This window comes from Asanoa sp. NPDC050611, from assembly GCF_040654855.1.
Lineage (GTDB): Bacteria > Actinomycetota > Actinomycetes > Mycobacteriales > Micromonosporaceae > Asanoa.
The window spans coordinates 1-16,918 of sequence record NZ_JBFAIU010000038.1 but is presented as its reverse complement, the minus strand read 5'-3'; the positions used below and the strand labels follow the sequence as shown (position 1 = coordinate 16,918).

Here is a 16,918-nt window from a genome sequence, read left to right as displayed (position 1 = left end):
CATGGTCAGCCTTTGACCGCGCCGACCAGTACTCCCTTGGTGAAATGGCGTTGGATGAACGGGTAGATCAGCAGGATCGGCACGATGGAGATCACCAGGATCGCCATCTGGAGCGCCTCCTGCGGTGGCAGGTCCGCGGTGCCGACCTGGTCGACACCGAGTTGCTGCTGGTTGACGACGTACGTGCGGAGCACGAGCTGGATCGGCCACTTGGCGGAGTCGTTGAGGTACAGCAGGGCGCTGAAGAACGCGTTCCAGTAGCCCACCGCGTAGAACAGGCCGATCACGGACAGGACCGCCTTGGAGAGCGGCAGGACGATGCGCGCGAAGATCTGGCCGTCGGAGGCGCCGTCGATGCGGGCGCTCTCGACCAGCTCGGTCGGGATCTCCATGAAGAACGCCCGCAGGATCACCACGTTGAACGCGCTGACCACGGCCGGGAGGATCACGGCCCAGTAGGAGTTGAGCAGGCCGAGCATGTCGATCGTGAGGTACGCCGGGATGATGCCCGGGGTGAACAGCAGGGCGGCCACCACGATCATCAGCACCGGGCGGTGGGCGACCGAGGTCGGGCGGCTCAGGCCGTACGCCAGGAGGGTCGTGCTGGCCAGGCTGAGCGCCGTGCCGACCAGGGTGATGAAGACGCTGACCGCGACGGCGCGGGGCACGACGCCGCCGGTGAACAGGGCGCGGTAGGCGGCGAAGGTGATCTCGTCGGGGATCACGACGAAGCCGCCCGCCCGGACGATCTGCTCCCGCGTCGACAGGCTGGTCGAGACGATGCCGACGAACGGCACGACGATCAGCGCACAGCAGACGGTGAGCAGCACGCCCTTGAGCGCTCTGACCGGCGCCGGCGGTGTCGCGTTCCGGGTGATCACCGAAGCTCCCGGCGGTAGAGGCCGGCCTCGCCGAACGCGTGGGCCAGGCGGTTGGCGCCGAGCACGAGCGCGACACCGACGAGCCCCTTGACGAGGCCGACGGCGGCGCTGACGCCCCAGTCGCTCTGGACGATGCCGTTGTTGTAGACGTAGGTGTCGAGCACCTCGCTGGCATCGATGCCGACCGCCTGCTGCTGCAGGATGATCTGCTCGAAGCCGACGGTGAGGGCGTCGCCGAGCCGCAGGATGAGCAGCAGCACGATGACGCTGCGCAGGCCCGGCAGCGTGACGTGCCAGATCTGCCGCAGCCGGCCGGCTCCGTCCACAGCGGACGCCTCGTAGAGCTCCGGGTCGATCCGGGAGAGCGCCGCGAGGAACAGGATCATCGCCCAGCCGGCCTCTTTCCAGAGCACCTGTCCGGTGACGAGCTCCTTGAACACGGCCGCGTTGCCGATGATGTCGATCGTCCCGAGGTCGTTCTGGCGCAGGAACGTGTTGATCGGCCCGCTGCCGCCGAGCAGCTCGTTGAAGATCGAGATGACGATGACCCAGGACAGGAAGTGCGGCAGGTAGAGGATCGTCTGGACGACCCGCTTCAGCCGCTCGGAGATCAGGCTGTCGAGCAGGAGCGCGAGCACGATCGGCAGGGTGAACACGATGCCGATCTGCAGCAACATGATCACGAGGGTGTTGCCGAGGGCCTTGAGGAAGAGCGGGTCGCCCTCGACGATGACGCGGAAGTTGTCGAGGCCGACCCACGGGCTGCCGCCGAGGCCCAGGTAGGGCTGGAAGTCCTTGAAGGCGATGACGTTGCCGAGCAGGGGCAGATAGTGGAACGTCAGCAGCAGCGCGAGCCCGGGCAGCATGGCGAGCAGCAGGAACCGGTCGCGCCCGAGCCGGCCCGGCGGTGCGGCGGCGGGCGGCCGGCGCGGGGGCGGGCGGCCGGCGCGGGGGCGGGGGCTCGTCGACCGCCGTCGCCGGGCCGCTCAACCGTTGCGCCACCATCGCCCCCATCCACCCGCGACCGGCTCCGCCGGGCAGCCGCCATCGACCTGAGCCGACGCGTCGTCGACCCGGTTGATGCCGGCAAGGTCCGCTCCGAGAAGGTCCCGATACATCTCGAAACTCTTCCGGAAGATTTCCCACACGCTACGATTAACAGCGTCGTACGTCAATGCCACGCAGTGGCGCGATTCGATGTTGTGACTGCCCGCTGTCCATCATGGATAGCCGGCGGCCGCGCGTGACCCATCGGCGGAACTTCCGGAACATCTCGGAACCACCAGGGCGGTCAGCCCGCCGCCGGCGCCAGCACGGCGTCCGCACGGGCGAGCACCGTGGTCAGGACCCGGCCGGCGGCCGCCAGGTCGGCCGCGGGCAGGTCGCCCCACAGCTGTTCCGTGATCGGGCCCGTGGCGGACCGCACGCGCTCCCACCGGGCCACGCCCTCGTCGGTGGCCGTCGCGCGCGCGTCGACCCGGACCAGTCCCGGCGCGGGGCGCTGGGCCTGCCCCCCGCCCCCCCCCCCCCCCCGCGGCCCCCCAAAACCCCCCCCCGCCGCTCGGGCACGCGCCCCCCCCCCCCGTCGATGATGGATCAGAGGACCTTGTGGACCCAGCCGTAGGGGTCGGCGGCGCGGCCGCGCTGGATGTCGACGAGTTGCTTGCGGATGCCCATCGTCAGCTCGCCGGAGGTGCCGTCGCCCATCTTGAACGAGCCGCCCTCGAAACGGACCTCGCCGATCGGCGTGATGACCGCGGCCGTGCCGCAGGCGAACGCCTCGCGGATCCGGCCACGCTCGGCGTCGGCCTGCCACTCGTCGAACGCCACCGGGCGCTCGATGACCGCCCGGCCGGCGTCGGTCGCCAGCCGCATCACGGCCTCGCGGGTGATGCCCGGCAGGATCGTGCCCAGCGGCGGCGTGACCAGCGTGCCGTCGTCGTACACGAAGAAGATGTTCATGCCGCCGAGCTCGTCGATCCAGCGCTGCTCGACGGCGTCGAGGAAGACCACCTGGTCGCAGCCGTTGGCGGCGGCCTCCTGCTGCGGCAGCAGCGAGGCGGCGTAGTTGCCGCCGCACTTCGCGGCGCCGGTGCCGCCCGGCGCGGCCCGGGTGTAGTTGGGGCTCACCCAGACCTTGACCGGCTTGATGCCGTGCTTGAAGTAGGAGCCGACCGGCGACGCGATCACCACGTAGAGGTATTCCATCGCGGGGCGGACGCCCAGGAAGACCTCGCTGGCGAACATGAACGGGCGCAGGTAGAGGCTGCCCTCGTCGTCCTGCGGGATCCAGTCGCGGTCGATGCTGATCAGCCGGCGCAGCGAGTCGACGAACGCGCCCTCGGGCAGGTGCGGCATGGCCAGCCGGGTGGCCGAGGTGGTGAACCGGGCGGCGTTGGCGTCGGGCCGGAACATGGTGACCGTGCCGTCGGCGTTGCGGTAGGCCTTCAGGCCCTCGAAGATCTCCTGCGCGTAGTGCAGGACCGCGCTCGCCGGGTCCATCTGGATCGGGGCGCGGGCCTCGACGCGGGCCTCGTACCAGCCCTTTCCGTCCGCGTAGCGGGCCGTCACCATGTGGTCGGTGAACACCCGGCCGAACCCCGGGTCGACCATGAGCGCGGCGCGCTCGGCGGCGGGTACCGGCTGGGGATTCGGACGAATCTCGAAGTCGAGCTTGTCACCACCGCTCATCGCGTGGACCTCCAGGTAAGCCGGCGCCACGCCGGCAACGCTCAGTAAAGGCTGCGAAAGAAACTTACCCCGAACGGTCGTTCATGGGCGAGAGGGCGCCGGGCGGACGGGGTCAGCCGATCGCGGCCGCGGCGAGCCGATCTCCGACTTCGGCGGTGCGCAGCGGGGCGCCGGAGGTGCGTCCGGCCAGCTCGGCGGCGACCGCCTCGGCTACTCGGTGTGCGGCGTCGGCGTGCCCGAGGTGGTCGAGCAGCAGCGAGACGGAGAGCACGGCGGCGGCCGGGTCGGCCAGGCCCTTGCCGGCGATGTCGGGCGCGGAGCCGTGCACCGGCTCGAACATCGACGGGTGGGTGCGCTCGGGGTTGATGGAGCCGCTCGCGGCCATGCCGATGCCACCGGTCACGGCGGCGGCGATGTCGGTGAGGATGTCACCGAAGAGGTTGTCCGTAACCACGACGTCGTAGCGCTGCGGCTGCGTCACGAGGAACATCGCGGCCGCGTCGACGTGCTGGTATTCGGTGGTCACGTCCGGGTGCTCGGCGGCGACCGCGTCGAACGTCCGCGCCCACAACGAGCCCGCGTGGGTGAGCACGTTGGTCTTGTGCACCAGCGTCACCTTGCGCCGCGGGCGCCGCTGCGCACGCGCGAACGCGTCGCGGATCACCCGCTCGACGCCGTGCCGGGTGTTGAGGCTCTCCTCGGTCGCGATCTCGGCGGGCGTGCCCCGGTGGAGGCCGCCGCCGGCGCCGGCGTAGAGACCCTCGGTGCCCTCGCGCACCACGATCATGTCGATCTCGCCGGGCTTGACGCCGGCCAGCGGGCTGACGACGCCCGGGAAGAGCCGCGAGGGGCGGAGGTTCACGTACTGGTCGAAGACGAAGCGGAGCTTGAGCAGCAGGCCGCGCTCGAGCACGCCCGGCGGCACGGTCGGGTCGCCGACGGCGCCGAGCAGGATCGCGTCGTGCCCGCGCAGCTCCTCGAGCACCGAGTCGGGCAGCACCTCGCCGGTGCGGTGGTAGCGCGCGGCGCCCAGGTCGTATTCGGTCGCCTCGACACCGGGAAGCACCGCGTCGAGCACCTTGCGCGCCTGGCCGATCACCTCGGGACCGATGCCGTCGCCGGCCACCACCGCGATGCGCGCCACCTGCTGCTCCTTAGTCGAGGAAAAGCTCTAACAAACGTTAAGCCATCGTCCCGCCAACCGGTATGACGCTCCCAATATGCGGAATCGGGCAGACTTACCCAGGAAACTCTCAGCCGGTGCTCATGCCGCCGTCACCCGCAAATCCTAGGTTTGAGCCAGTCTCAGCTGGAAGGGGGCCCAATGCGCCCAGACCTGCGCCTCGGTGGCGGGCCAACCAGCACCTCCGCCCACCCCTCCGCCGCCAACGGTGGCCTGGTCGCACACCACACCGTGCAGACCTCGACCGCGGGCTTCACGTTGACGATGGTGAGCCCGCCGACGATGACCCGCCGCGCGCTGGCCGCCACGATCGCCGACGCGGTCGGTGAGCTGCGCGCGATCGACTTCGCCTACAGCCCGCTGCGCGAGTCGAGCCTCGTCGCCCGCCTGCGCCGCGGCGAGATCGCACCGGACGCCTACGCGCCGCTCGCGGACCTGATCGCGCGCTGCGACGCCATGCGCGCCGCGACGGACGGCTGGTTCGACGCGTGGTCGGCACCAGGCGGCTTCGACCCGAGCGCGCTCGTCAAGGGCTGGGCCATGGAGCGGGCCGCCGCCCGGGTCCGGGCCGCCGGCATCACCGACTACGCGGTCGCCAGCGGTGGCGACCTGACCGTCCGTGGCAACGCACCGCACGGCGGCCCGTGGCGGGTCGCGGTGCACCACCCGTACGAGGGCCGCCGCAAGCCGGTCCTGCTGGAGCTGACCTCCGGCGCGATCGGCACGTCGGGCGTCACCGGCCGCCAGGGCCACGTGATCGACCCGCACCGCGCCTCGGCGGTCGAAGAGATCCGCGCGGCCACGGTGATGGGCCCTGACCTGGCGGTCGCCGACGCCTATGCGACCGCGCTGTACGCCGCGGGCGAAGCCGGGCTCGCCTGGTTCCCGACGCCGGAGGGCTACACGGCGAGCCTGCTCCCCGACCCGGCCGCGACACGCGGTGCCTGAGTGACCCTTGCGCACGCTTGCGTCGAATCGATAGCGTGTTCGAGCGGTTACGCAGTGAGGTTTCCGGCGCGGAACGGTCTTCGGGTGACCACTTCGGCGTCAAGCTCGTAGCCCCCTCCGTAGTGCGCAAGCCAGCGCACGCGAACGTTGGTCAGCTCCCCGATCCGTCATTGCCGAGGCGATTGGGGAGCTGATCGCATTTTGGGGACGCGGTCGTGACACAGCAACGACCGAGCTATATGGCACAGTATGGCCCGTGAGTTTCGATCTGGTGGTCTGGGCCATGGATCCGGACGCCTCGGCAGATGACGTCGGTGCGGCGTTCGAGCTGTGCCGACAGGGCGAGCACGTCGACGGTAGACCGCATCCGCGAATCGCGGACTTCTACGTCGCGATCACGTCCGCGTACCCGGACCGGGACACGAACGGGTCGCCCTGGGCGGTCACGCCTCTGCACGTGGCGACGGACCACGTCGAGATGAGGCTCGACGAGGACTGCCCGGACGAGGTGCTGCTGACCGTCGAGGAGCTCGCCGGCAAGCACGGGCTGATGTTGTTCGACCCGCAGGGCGGCACTGTCTACCCGCCGGGAGCGATGGCCTCCTGACAACGTGAAAACGAGACGGGCGGCACTTGGGGCCGCCCGTCTCGTTTTCGTGTGTCCTATTCGGTGCGAAGGTCGACCGCGCTGGCCGAACCCGCGCCGATCGTGGTCTGTGCGGCCGCGAGCAGCTCGGCGTCCACGGCGTTGTCGACGGTCAGCGTCATCAGCGCCTCGCCGCCGGCCTCGCGCCGGGCGACCTGCATGGCGGCGATGTTGACGCCGGCCTCGCCGAGCAGCGAGCCGATCGCGCCGACCACGCCGGGCCGGTCCGCGTACCGGAAGAACAGCAGGATGCCGTCGGCGGCGAGCTCGAGCGCGAAACCGTCCACTTCGGTCAGCTTGGCGACCTCGCGGCTGCCCGAGATCGTGACGGCGCCGGAGACGCTGACGGTGCGGCCGTCGGGCAGCGCGCCGCGGACGGTGACCAGCGTCGGGTGCTCGGCGGTGTCGGCCAGGGTGACGAGGTCGACCTCGACGCCGCGGTCCGCCGCGATGTGCGGCGCGTTGACGTAGGTGACCTGCTCCTCGACCACGGATGCGAACAGGCCCTTGGTGGCGGCCAGCTTCAGCACCGACACCTCGTTGCTGATGATCTCGCCGCTGACCTCGACGGTCACGCTGGCGGCGACGCCGCCGGCGACCGCGGTGAAGGCCCGGCCGAGCTTCTCGGCGAGCGGCAGCAGCGGGCGCACGTCCTCGGCGACCACGCCGCCGGCCTGCACGTTGACGGCGTCCGGCACGAACTCGCCCTGCAGCGCGAGCTTGACGGAGCGGGCGACGGCGAGGCCGGCCTTGTCCTGCGCCTCGGCGGTGGAGGCGCCGAGGTGCGGGGTGGCGACCACGTTGTCGAACGCGAAGAGCGGCGACGAGGTGCACGGCTCCTTCGCGTAGACGTCGATGCCGGCGCCGCCGACCCGGCCCTCGGCGATCGCGTCGGCCAGCGCCTGCTCGTCGATCAGGCCGCCGCGCGCGGCGTTGATGATCCGCACGCCCGGCTTGACGAGCGCGAGTTCCTTCTCACCGATCAAGCCGACCGTCTCGGGCGTCTTCGGCAGGTGGATGGAGATGAAGTCGCTCTCCCGCAGCAACTCCTCCAGACCCACCAGGCGCACGCCGAGCTGCGCGGCCCGGGCCGGCTGCACGTAGGGGTCGTACGCGATCAGCCGCGTGCCGAACGCGGCGATCCGCTGGGCGAACAGCACGCCGATGCGGCCGAGGCCGACCACGCCGACGGTCTTGCCCTGGATCTCGACACCGGTGTACTTGGACCGCTTCCACTCCCCCGCCTTGAGCGCCGTGCTCGCGCTCGCCGTGTTGCGCGCCACCGCGAGCAGCAGGGCGACCGCCTGCTCCGCCGCGGACACGATGTTCGACGTCGGCGCGTTGACCACCATGACGCCGCGCGCGGTGGCGGCGGGCACCTCGACGTTGTCGAGGCCGACGCCGGCGCGGGCGACCACCTTGAGCCGCGGCGCGGCCGCGATGGCGGCGGCGTCGATCTGCGTGGCGCTGCGGACGATCACCGCATCGGCTTCGGCGAGGGCGGGCAGCAGCGCCTCGCGGTCGGAGCCGTCGACGTGACGGACGTCGAAGTCGTGCGCGAGCACGTCGATCGCGGCGGGGGCCAGTTCTTCGGCGATAAGAACGACGGGAGTCATAGGTCCTCGTAAATTAGGGAAGGGGCGCCGGCAGCGGCTGCCTACCACTGAAATGGTAGGCGCCGGGCCAGCGCCCCATGTTCTCCCTGTGGCGTGTTTGCCCTCACAACGGGAGCTTTCCGCCCCGAAGGGGCTAACAGCAGAGCCCGAAGGTGTCGGCCGTCACGCGGTCTCGGTGATCGGGCGGTCGACCCAGCTCATCATTCCGCGCAGCTTGCGGCCGGTCTCCTCGATCGGGTGAGCCGCGCCTTCCTGACGCCACTTGGTGAAGTTGGGACGCCCATTGTCGTCCTCGGCGATCCACTCGCGGGCGAACTCACCGGACTGCACCTCGGAGAGGATGCGCTTCATCTCCTCCTTGACGCGGGCGTCGATGACGCGCGGGCCGCGGGAGTAGTCGCCGTACTCGGCGGTGTCCGAGACGCTGTAACGCATGCGGGCGATGCCGCCCTCGTACATCAGGTCGACGATGAGCTTCAGCTCGTGCAGGCACTCGAAGTAGGCGATCTCCGGTGCGTAGCCGGCCTCGGTGAGGACCTCGAAACCGGTCTGCACCAACGCCGACGCGCCTCCACAGAGGACGGCCTGCTCGCCGAACAGGTCGGTCTCGGTCTCCTCCTTGAAGGTGGTCTTGATGCCGCCGGCACGCAGGCCGCCGATCGCCTTCGCGTACGAGAGGGTCAGCGCGAGCGCGGTGCCGGTCGCGTCCTGCTCGACGGCGACGAGGACCGGAACGCCCTTGCCGTCCACGTACTGGCGGCGCACGAGGTGGCCCGGGCCCTTGGGCGCGACCATCGCGACGTCCACGTTGGCCGGTGGCGTGATGAAGCCGTAGCGGATGTTGAGGCCGTGCCCGAAGAACAGCGCCTTGCCGGCGGTCAGGTTGGGCTCGATCGCCTCGGCGTAGAGCTTGCGCTGCGCGGTGTCGGGCGCGAGCACCATGATGACGTCGGCCTCGGCGGAGGCGGCCGCCGGCGTCTCCACCCGCAGCCCCTGCTCCTGCGCCTTCTCGCGGCTCTTGGAGCCTTCCGGCAGGCCGATCACGACGTCGACGCCGGAGTCGCGCAGCGAGAGCGCGTGTGCGTGCCCCTGGCTGCCGTACCCCAGGACCGCGACCTTCTTGCCCTGGATGATCGACAGGTCGGCGTTGTCGTCGTAGAAAACCTCTGCGGTCATGATTCCCTCTCGCGTGTGTTGCTTGTCAGGCGGCGCGGAGCGCCGGCCCGGTCGTGATGGAACGGGAGCCGCGCCCGATCGCGACCATCCCGGACTGGACCATCTCCTTGATCCCGTACGGTTCGAGGTCGCGCAGGAGCGCGTCCAGCTTGTCCGCTGTGCCGGTCGCCTCGATAGTCAACGTGTCCGGAGCCACGTCGATGACGCGGGCGCGGAACAGGTTCACCGTCTCGAGCACCTGCGACCGGATGGCGCGGTCGGCGCGCACCTTGACCAGCACGAGCTCGCGCTGCACCGACTGCACCGGGTCCAGCTCGACGATCTTGAGCACGTTGACCAGCTTGTTGAGCTGCTTGGTGACCTGCTCGAGCGGCGACTCGTCGGCGTTGACGACGATCGTGATGCGGGAGATCTCCGCGTGCTCGGTCTCACCGACCGCCAGCGAGTCGATGTTGAAGCCGCGGCGCGAGAACAGCCCCGACACCCGGGCCAGGACACCGGGCTTGTTTTCCACGAGCACCGACAGTGTGTGCTTGGACATCACAACTCATCCTCGTCGAAGGCCGGGCGGACGCCGCGGGCGAACATGATCTCGTCGTTGCTGGTGCCGGCGGCCACCATCGGCCACACCATCGCGTCTTTGCCGACCACGAAGTCGATGACCACGGGGGCGTCGTTGATCGCCATCGCCGCCTCGATCGTCTTGTCGACGTCGTCCTTGTTCTCGCACCGCAGGCCGACGCAGCCGAGCGCCTCGGCCAGCTTCACGAAATCCGGGATCCGGTGCTTGTGCGTGCCCAGGTCGGTGTTGGAGTAGCGCTCGCCGTAGAACAGCGTCTGCCACTGGCGCACCATGCCGAGGTTGCCGTTGTTGATCACGGCGACCTTGATCGGGATGCCTTCCAGCGCGCAGGTGGCCAGCTCCTGGTTGGTCATCTGGAAGCAGCCGTCGCCGTCGATCGCCCAGACGGTGACGTCCGGCATGCCGATCTTCGCGCCCATCGCCGCCGGCACCGCGTAGCCCATCGTCCCGGCACCGCCGGAGTTGAGCCAGGTGTACGGCTTCTCGTAGCTGATGAACTGCGACGCCCACATCTGGTGCTGGCCGACGCCGGCGCAGTAGATCGCGTCCGGACCGGCGATCTTGCCGATCCGCTCGATCACGTACTGCGGCGCGAGCGTGCCGTCCGACGGCTCGTCGTAGCCCAGCGGGTAGCGCTGGCGCAGGTCGTCGAGCTGGCCCCACCAGGCGGTGCGGTCGCCGGTGCGGCCGGCGGCCTGCTCCGCGGTGATCGCGCCGAGCAGCTCCTCGATCACGTACTTGGCGTCACCGACGATCGGGACGTCGGCCGCGCGGTTCTTGCCGATCTCGGCGGGGTCGATGTCGGCGTGCACGATCGTGGCGTCCGGTGCGAACGAGTCGAGCTTGCCGGTCACCCGATCGTCGAAGCGGGCGCCGAGGGCGACCAGCAGGTCGGCCTTCTGCAGTGCGTACACCGCGGCGACCGTGCCGTGCATGCCGGGCATGCCGAGGTGCTGCGGGTGCGAGTCCGGGAACGCGCCGCGGGCCATCAGCGTGGTGACCACGGGGATGTTGGTCAGCTCGGCGAGCTTGCGCAGCACCTCGGTGGCGCCGGCCTTGAGCACGCCGCCGCCGACGTAGAGCACCGGGCGCTTGGCCGTGCTCATCAGCCGCGCGGCCTCGCGGATCTGCTTGCCGTGCGGGTGCAGCGTGGGCCGGTAGCCGGGCAGGTCGAGGGTCGGCGGCCAGGTGAACGTGGTCTGCGCCTGCAGCACGTCCTTGGGCACGTCGACGAGGACCGGGCCGGGGCGGCCGGTGCTCGCGAGGTGGAACGCCTCGGCCAGCACCTGCGGGATCTCCTCAGCGTTCTGCACGAGGAAGTTGTGCTTGGTGATCGGCAGCGTGATGCCCTGGATGTCGGCTTCCTGGAAGGCGTCCGTGCCGATCGCCGGGCGGGGCACCTGGCCGGTGATCGCGACGACCGCGACCGAGTCCATGTACGCGTCGGCGATCGGGGTGACCAGGTTGGTCGCGCCCGGGCCGGAGGTGGCGATGCAGACGCCGACCTTGCCCGTCGCCTGCGCGTAGCCCGTCGCCGCGTGTCCCGCGCCCTGCTCGTGGCGGACGAGGATGTGGCGGACGGAGGAGTCGTACATCGGGTCGTACGCCGGGAGGATCGCCCCACCGGGGATGCCGAACGCGACCTCGACACCGAGCGACTCGAGCGACCTGACGAGCGACTGGGCGCCGGTGATCTTGACCGACGGCGGCGGGGTCGGCACGGGGTGCTGGCGCTCGCCCGCCGGCTGGCGCTCCGCCGGCTGGTGGTGCGCGGCGTGACCGTGTGCGGCCTGGGCGGCGACCGTCGCGGGGGTGGCGTGGATCCGCTGGGCGATGGTCTCGGGCGTGGGTCTGGTCATGGCGGGTGCCTTCGCTCGGTTCTGCGCTCGTGTGGTGTTGGCGATCTCTGGTGACCCCCGGTGACGGCGGTCACGTGCGTCTGGGCACAAAAATGGCCCTCGTGCAGATGCACGGGGCCAGCGCACTCTCCGGGATCGAGAGTGCGCTCAGGTAAGTACTCGAGACGACCAGCGTGGCGACATGGGGCTAACTCTGACGTATCTCGCGGGATGAGTCAACTGATCCCACATCCTGGGCGGGGGGTGTCGCGGCGGCCCGCTGGGCGGGCGGTGCCGACTCCCCGCACGCAGGGCGATCAGCGATCTTCACGGACGCGACGGTCGGCGGCGGCGTCTTGGTCTTGTCGGGGCGGGTGGCGGCGTCGAGCATCGCCTCGAGGTGCTCGGCCGGGACGCCCCAGCCGAAGAGCTGGCCCTGGCCGAACCGGCAGCCGGCGTCGAGGACGGCGGCCTGCTCGCGCGGGTTGGTGACGCCCTCGGCGATCACCTCGAGGCCCAGCCGGTGGCCGAGACGGACGACGATGTCGACCAGCGGGCCGCCCTGCGGGCGTGGTGCCTTCGTCTTGCCCATGGGCTCCAGCCCACCCGCCAGCGTGACCAGCGGCGCGAAGCCGTGGTCGACGCCGGGCTCGGACTCCGCGACCAGGCTGTGGTCGATCTTGAGGATGTCGATCGGCAGCCGGCGGAGCTGGCCGAGCGAGGAGTAGCCGGTGCCGAAGTCGTCGAGCGCGATGCGGACGCCGATCGCGCGCAACGCCCGCAGCCGCTTGATCAGCTCGTCGAGGTCGATGGCGACGGCCTGCTCGGTCACCTCGAGCACCAGCCGTTGCGGGGGCACGCGGTGCGCCCGCAGGGCGTCGGCCACCTGGTCGACGTATTCGGGCGCGTGCAACTCGCGGGGCGAGACGTTGACGCTGACCCAGACGTCGTGGCCGTCGGCCAGCCAGCGGGAGAGCTGGTGGCAGGCCTGGTGCAGGACCCACGCGCCGAGCTTGGCGATCATGCCGCACTCTTCGGCGATCGGGATGAACTCGTCGGGGCGGACGGTGCCCAGCTCGGGGTGGTGCCAGCGGAGGAGGGCCTCGGCACCGACCGGCCGGACCGACGGCATGATCACGACGGGCTGGAAGGCGAGGTGCAGCTCGCCGCGGTCGATCGCGCCGCGCATCTCGTGCTCGAGCGTGGTGCGCCGGCGCAGCAGCTGGTCGTAGGACGCGTGGTAGCGCTCGACCCGGTTCTTGCCGCGCTGCTTGGCATAGCGCAGCGCGAGGTCGGCGTGCTGGAGCAGGGTCGTGTCGTCGGTGGCGGTCTCGGCGCCCGCGACGCCGATGCTGACGCTGAGGAAGACCCGGCCCGACTTCTGCTCGTAGGGCTTGTTGAGCACGCCCAGCAGCCGCTCGGCGGCGCCCTGCGCCTCGTGGGGCCGGGCCCACATCAGCACCGCGAACTCGTCGCCGCCGAGCCGGGCGGCCACGTCGCCCGGGCGGAGGTTCATTCGCAGGCGCTGGCCGACCTCGACCAGCACGTCGTCGCCGACGTCGTGGCCGCGCATGTCGTTGACGTTCTTGAAGCCGTCGAGGTCGAGGCCGAGCAGGACGCACGGCTTGCCGGGCTCGATCTCCTCGGCGAGCGCGCGGAGCAGCCCGCGGCGGTTGGCCAGGCCGGTCAGCGGGTCGGTGTGCGCGAGCTCCTTGAAGTGCGCCTCGCGGTCCTGCAGGCGGATCGCGTAGTTGCGGACGTCGCCCAGCGCGACGAACTGGCGGACGACCAGCGCGAAGCCCTCGAGGCTGCCGAGCGCGATGGCCATCGCGGTGAACTGCCCGCCCGCCCCCACGTGCACCATGCCCGAGATCGCCATGCCGAGCATCGGGACGAACGCGTAGGTGGTGCCGCGGCGGATCACGTCGAGCTCGGCGATCGCCTCCGTGTCCCGGCCACGGCCGGCGAACGCGACGACCATGAGCGCGATCGGCATCACCACGCCGCTGAGCGTGGCCAGGCCCGGGCCTGCCTGGCAGAGGCCGGCGGTGAGCCCGACGCCGCAGGCGGCCACGGCGACCGCGCCGCAGCCCATGAAGAGCAGGCGCAGGCGCGAGCCGGCCCCGCGCATCGTGACGATCGCGACGATGCCGACCGCGAGGGCGGCCGCGCCGGCGGCGATGTAGATGCCGATGCACGGCCGCGGCGTCGACGCGCCGAAGATCTCCCACGGCGGTGAGATCAGCACCCAGCCGACGAACCAGAGCGCGAACGCGATGACCAGTGCGTCGAGCAGGTGGCGGCCCGCGATCCGCCGGGTCCCGGCGGCCCAGGGCAGCCGCAGCAGGCCGGCACAGAGAACGCCGGAGCTGACCGCGGTGCCGATGCCGATGCCGATCGCGAAGTTGGTGCGAGCCGGTTGGTGGTGGCTCCAGCTCTCGGCGAAGGTGAGGACGCCGACGAGGGCGATCGCGGTGGTCAACGCGGCGAGCGCGCTGCCGATCGCGAGCATGAGGTGGGCCTGGCGCGCGGCGCCGACCCGAGCGCGTGCGGAAGACACCAGCAGGACCGTGACGACGGCGGCCGCCAAGGTGCCTGCGGCGGCGGCCAGCGCGGCACCGGTCCCGAAGTGCACATCACAACTGTGCCGGATCGAAACTGTGCATGGGGGACTGTGTGTGCGACGGGTGACGTCCTGGCTACAGGGGCACATTCCGGCATATGGCGCAAATCACGGCCCTCGTTGTCCCGTCTGGTGGACACCAGGCGTACCTGACGCGCGCTCGTCCGGTTTTGTGATGCAAGACTTGACAACATGCCCGAGCTGCGTTCCAGGACTTCCACACACGGACGGACGATGGCCGGCGCGCGCGCCCTCTGGCGGGCCACCGGGATGACCGACGACGACTTCGGCAAGCCGATCGTCGCCATTGCCAACAGCTTCACGCAGTTCGTACCCGGGCACGTGCACCTGCGCAACATGGGCGCGCTGGTTTCCGAGGCGGTCACCGAGGCCGGCGGCGTCGGCCGTGAGTTCAACACGATCGCGGTCGACGACGGCATCGCGATGGGCCACGGCGGCATGCTCTACTCCCTGCCCAGCCGGGAGCTGATCGCCGACGCCGTCGAGTACATGGTCAACGCGCACTGCGCCGACGCGCTCGTCTGCATCTCCAACTGCGACAAGATCACGCCGGGCATGCTGCTGGCCGCCCTGCGGCTCAACATCCCGACCGTGTTCGTCTCCGGCGGGCCGATGGAGGCCGGCAAGACCGTCGCCGTCGACGGGGTCGTGCGCAACAAGCTCGACCTGATCGACGCGATGATCGCCGCGTCCAACGACTCGGTCACCGACGCTGAGCTCGACGAGATCGAGAAGTCCGCCTGCCCGACCTGCGGGTCCTGTTCCGGCATGTTCACCGCCAACTCGATGAACTGCCTGACCGAGGCGATCGGCCTCGCGCTGCCGGGCAACGGCTCGACGCTGGCGACGCACGAGGCGCGGCGGCAGCTGTTCCTCGACGCGGGACGCACCGTGGTCGACCTGGCGCGGCGGTACTACGGGTCCGACGACACCTCCGTGCTGCCGCGCAACATCGCTACCCGGCCCGCGTTCGAGAACGCGGTGGCGCTGGACGTGGCGATGGGCGGCTCGACCAACACGGTGCTGCACCTGCTGGCCGCGGCGCGGGAGGCCGAGCTCGACTTCGGCGTCAAGGACATCGACGCGATCTCGCGGCGGGTGCCGTGCCTCGCGAAGGTGGCGCCCAACACGCAGAAGTACCACATGGAGGACGTGCACCGGGCCGGCGGGATTCCGGCGATCATGGGTGAGCTGGCCCGCGGTGGGGCGCTGGACACGTCGGTGCACTCGGTGCACTCGCCCTCGCTGTCCTCCTGGCTCGCCGCATGGGACATCCGCTCCGGGTCGGCGTCGCCCGAGGCGGTCGAGCTGTTCCACGCGGCGCCGGGCGGCGTGCGGACGACCGAGCCGTTCTCGACCGGCAACCGGTGGTCCACGTTGGACACCGACGCCGCGGACGGGTGCATCCGGGACTTCGCGCACGCGTACACCGCTGATGGCGGTCTGGCGATACTGCACGGCAACCTGGCGCCGGAGGGTGCCGTGGTGAAGACCGCCGGTGTCGACGAGGAGCTGTGGCGGTTCAGCGGGCCGGCCAAGGTGTTCGAGTCGCAGGAGGCGGCGGTCGACGGCATCCTGGCCAAGGAGATCCAGCCGGGTGACGTCGTCGTGATCCGCTACGAGGGCCCGCGCGGTGGGCCGGGCATGCAGGAGATGCTGTACCCGACCTCGTTCCTGAAGGGGCGCGGGCTGGGCAAGGCGTGCGCGCTGATCACCGACGGGCGGTTCTCCGGCGGCACGTCCGGGCTGTCGATCGGGCACGTGTCGCCGGAGGCGGCCGGTGGCGGGCTGATCGCGCTCGTGGAGGAGGGCGACGAGATCGTCATCGACATCCCGGCCCGGTCGATGACGCTGAACGTCTCCGACGAGGTGCTGGAGGCGCGGCGGGTCGCCCAGGAGAAGCGCGAGAAGCCCTACACACCGGTCGACCGCGTGCGGCCCGTGTCGGCGGCGCTGCGGGCATACGCCTCGATGGCCACCTCGGCCAGCGACGGCGCGTACCGGAAGGTGCCCGAGTAGCCGTCAGTCGTTGACGCAACGGAGCACTGGCTTGCGGGTCAGTGCTCCGTCGGCTATCGGCCTGGTGAGCGTGAACGTCACCGACTCGCCCGGGAAGAGCGTGCGCAGGGCGTCGTCGGTCTCGGCCGCCGGGTCGAGGCGGTCCGGGTAGAGCGTCAGGTCGCGCAGGAAGGTGCGGGCCGTGACGGTCAGCTTCGTTCCCGTGCCGTCGAGGGTCGCGTCGTACTCCGCCCTCGGGTAGGCCATGTCCTTGTCCTCGGCGTAGAACCACCAGGCGCGTTCGCCGTCGGCCTCGGCCCACAGGACCTCGGTGCGTGGGTCCTTCGGCACGGCATCCTGGACGGACACCTCGGCCTTGCCGTACGGCTCCACGGTGATCGGGGTCGCGGCTTCCGCCTGGTGCTTGCCGTCCAGGGTGGACCGGCGGATCGTGACGGTCGTGTGCCACGGCTGCGCGGTCTCGTTGACGAGGACTGCCTGCTGCTCGTCGACCGTGAGGAGGCGGTCGGCGTACGCCCGCTTGAGCGCGTGCCACAGCGGCTTGCGGCGGCCGGCGCCGTCGACCGCGCTCCACGAGGTGACCGGCCAGCAGTCGTTGAGCTGCCAGACGATGGTGCCCATGCAGTACGGCCGCAGCGTGCGGAAGTGCTCGACGCCCAGGGCGATCGCGCGGGCCTGGTTCACCTGGGTGAG

13 protein-coding genes and 1 pseudogene are annotated in these 16,918 nt (G+C 70.7%); 3 read left to right on the top strand and 11 right to left on the bottom strand.

The features are described from left to right. Positions 1–5 precede the first annotated feature (5 nt). From AB0H87_RS08925 to AB0H87_RS08905, 5 genes are all read right to left on the bottom strand, one after another. Entirely contained in the window at positions 6–881 is an 876-nt protein-coding gene (locus tag AB0H87_RS08925) for a carbohydrate ABC transporter permease (RefSeq protein WP_360141871.1), read from the bottom strand. After that, positions 878–1,747: an ABC transporter permease subunit gene (locus tag AB0H87_RS08920; protein WP_360141869.1), complete on the bottom strand. Its 870-nt coding sequence runs from the start codon at positions 1,745–1,747 to the stop codon at positions 878–880. The genes AB0H87_RS08925 and AB0H87_RS08920 overlap by 4 nt, the downstream gene beginning before the upstream one ends. Positions 1,748–2,172: 425 nt before the next feature. Beyond that, positions 2,173–2,307: a hypothetical protein gene (locus AB0H87_RS08915; protein WP_360141867.1), complete on the bottom strand. Its 135-nt coding sequence runs from the start codon at positions 2,305–2,307 to the stop codon at positions 2,173–2,175. Between the two features lie 170 nt (positions 2,308–2,477). After that, positions 2,478–3,572 carry a branched-chain amino acid aminotransferase gene (locus AB0H87_RS08910; RefSeq protein WP_360141907.1) on the bottom strand — a complete coding sequence of 365 codons (1,095 nt, stop codon included), beginning with the start codon at positions 3,570–3,572 and terminating at the stop codon, positions 2,478–2,480. 112 nt (positions 3,573–3,684) lie between these two features. Further along, on the bottom strand, positions 3,685–4,716 hold the full coding sequence (locus AB0H87_RS08905) for a 3-isopropylmalate dehydrogenase (protein ID WP_360141865.1): 1,032 nt from the start codon (positions 4,714–4,716) through the stop codon (positions 3,685–3,687). A gap of 180 nt (positions 4,717–4,896) precedes the next feature. Here AB0H87_RS08905 and AB0H87_RS08900 point away from each other — a divergent pair, with 180 nt between their 5' ends. Beyond that, a complete protein-coding gene (locus tag AB0H87_RS08900; protein WP_360141863.1) occupies positions 4,897–5,703 on the top strand; it encodes an FAD:protein FMN transferase in 807 nt (268 codons plus the stop codon). Positions 5,704–5,959: 256 nt separating this feature from the next. Continuing rightward, positions 5,960–6,310 (top strand): hypothetical protein, encoded by a 351-nt coding sequence (locus tag AB0H87_RS08895; protein ID WP_360141861.1) that lies wholly within the window; start codon positions 5,960–5,962, stop codon positions 6,308–6,310. 56 nt (positions 6,311–6,366) lie between these two features. On the opposite strand, the gene serA is transcribed toward AB0H87_RS08895, so the two are convergent. From serA to AB0H87_RS08870, 5 genes are all read right to left on the bottom strand, one after another. Further along, on the bottom strand, positions 6,367–7,965 hold the full coding sequence (gene serA / locus AB0H87_RS08890; protein WP_360141859.1) for a phosphoglycerate dehydrogenase: 1,599 nt from the start codon (positions 7,963–7,965) through the stop codon (positions 6,367–6,369). A gap of 162 nt (positions 7,966–8,127) precedes the next feature. Continuing rightward, positions 8,128–9,141 (bottom strand): ketol-acid reductoisomerase, encoded by a 1,014-nt coding sequence (gene ilvC, locus AB0H87_RS08885; protein WP_360141857.1) that lies wholly within the window; start codon positions 9,139–9,141, stop codon positions 8,128–8,130. Positions 9,142–9,166: 25 nt separating this feature from the next. After that, positions 9,167–9,682 carry an acetolactate synthase small subunit gene (gene ilvN, locus AB0H87_RS08880; protein ID WP_203707730.1) on the bottom strand — a complete coding sequence of 172 codons (516 nt, stop codon included), beginning with the start codon at positions 9,680–9,682 and terminating at the stop codon, positions 9,167–9,169. Continuing rightward, positions 9,682–11,583, bottom strand: a complete 1,902-nt coding sequence (locus tag AB0H87_RS08875; RefSeq protein WP_360141854.1) for an acetolactate synthase large subunit — start codon at positions 11,581–11,583, stop codon at positions 9,682–9,684. Before AB0H87_RS08875 ends, ilvN begins: the two co-directional genes overlap by 1 nt. Positions 11,584–11,770: 187 nt before the next feature. Beyond that, entirely contained in the window at positions 11,771–14,197 is a 2,427-nt protein-coding gene (locus tag AB0H87_RS08870; RefSeq protein WP_360141852.1) for a bifunctional diguanylate cyclase/phosphodiesterase, read from the bottom strand. 180 nt (positions 14,198–14,377) lie between these two features. Here AB0H87_RS08870 and ilvD point away from each other — a divergent pair, with 180 nt between their 5' ends. After that, positions 14,378–16,225: a dihydroxy-acid dehydratase gene (ilvD, locus tag AB0H87_RS08865; protein ID WP_360141850.1), complete on the top strand. Its 1,848-nt coding sequence runs from the start codon at positions 14,378–14,380 to the stop codon at positions 16,223–16,225. 3 nt (positions 16,226–16,228) lie between these two features. On the opposite strand, the pseudogene AB0H87_RS08860 reads toward ilvD, so the two are convergent. Beyond that, a pseudogene (locus tag AB0H87_RS08860) lies at positions 16,229–16,918 on the bottom strand (glycoside hydrolase family 2 protein); the annotation flags it as partial.

Bases quoted from the DNA above. Each gene is read 5' to 3' on its own strand.
- AB0H87_RS08920 (WP_360141869.1), bottom strand. From the start codon at position 1,747: ATGCTGCCCGGGCTCGCGCTGCTGCTGACGTTCCACTATCTGCCCCTG.
- AB0H87_RS08910 (WP_360141907.1), bottom strand. From the start codon at position 3,572: ATGAGCGGTGGTGACAAGCTCGACTTCGAGATTCGTCCGAATCCCCAG.
- AB0H87_RS08900 (WP_360141863.1), top strand. From the start codon at position 4,897: ATGCGCCCAGACCTGCGCCTCGGTGGCGGGCCAACCAGCACCTCCGCC.
- serA (WP_360141859.1), bottom strand. From the start codon at position 7,965: ATGACTCCCGTCGTTCTTATCGCCGAAGAACTGGCCCCCGCCGCGATC.
- ilvC (WP_360141857.1), bottom strand. From the start codon at position 9,141: ATGACCGCAGAGGTTTTCTACGACGACAACGCCGACCTGTCGATCATC.
- ilvN (WP_203707730.1), bottom strand. From the start codon at position 9,682: ATGTCCAAGCACACACTGTCGGTGCTCGTGGAAAACAAGCCCGGTGTC.
- AB0H87_RS08875 (WP_360141854.1), bottom strand. From the start codon at position 11,583: ATGACCAGACCCACGCCCGAGACCATCGCCCAGCGGATCCACGCCACC.
- ilvD (WP_360141850.1), top strand. From the start codon at position 14,378: ATGCCCGAGCTGCGTTCCAGGACTTCCACACACGGACGGACGATGGCC.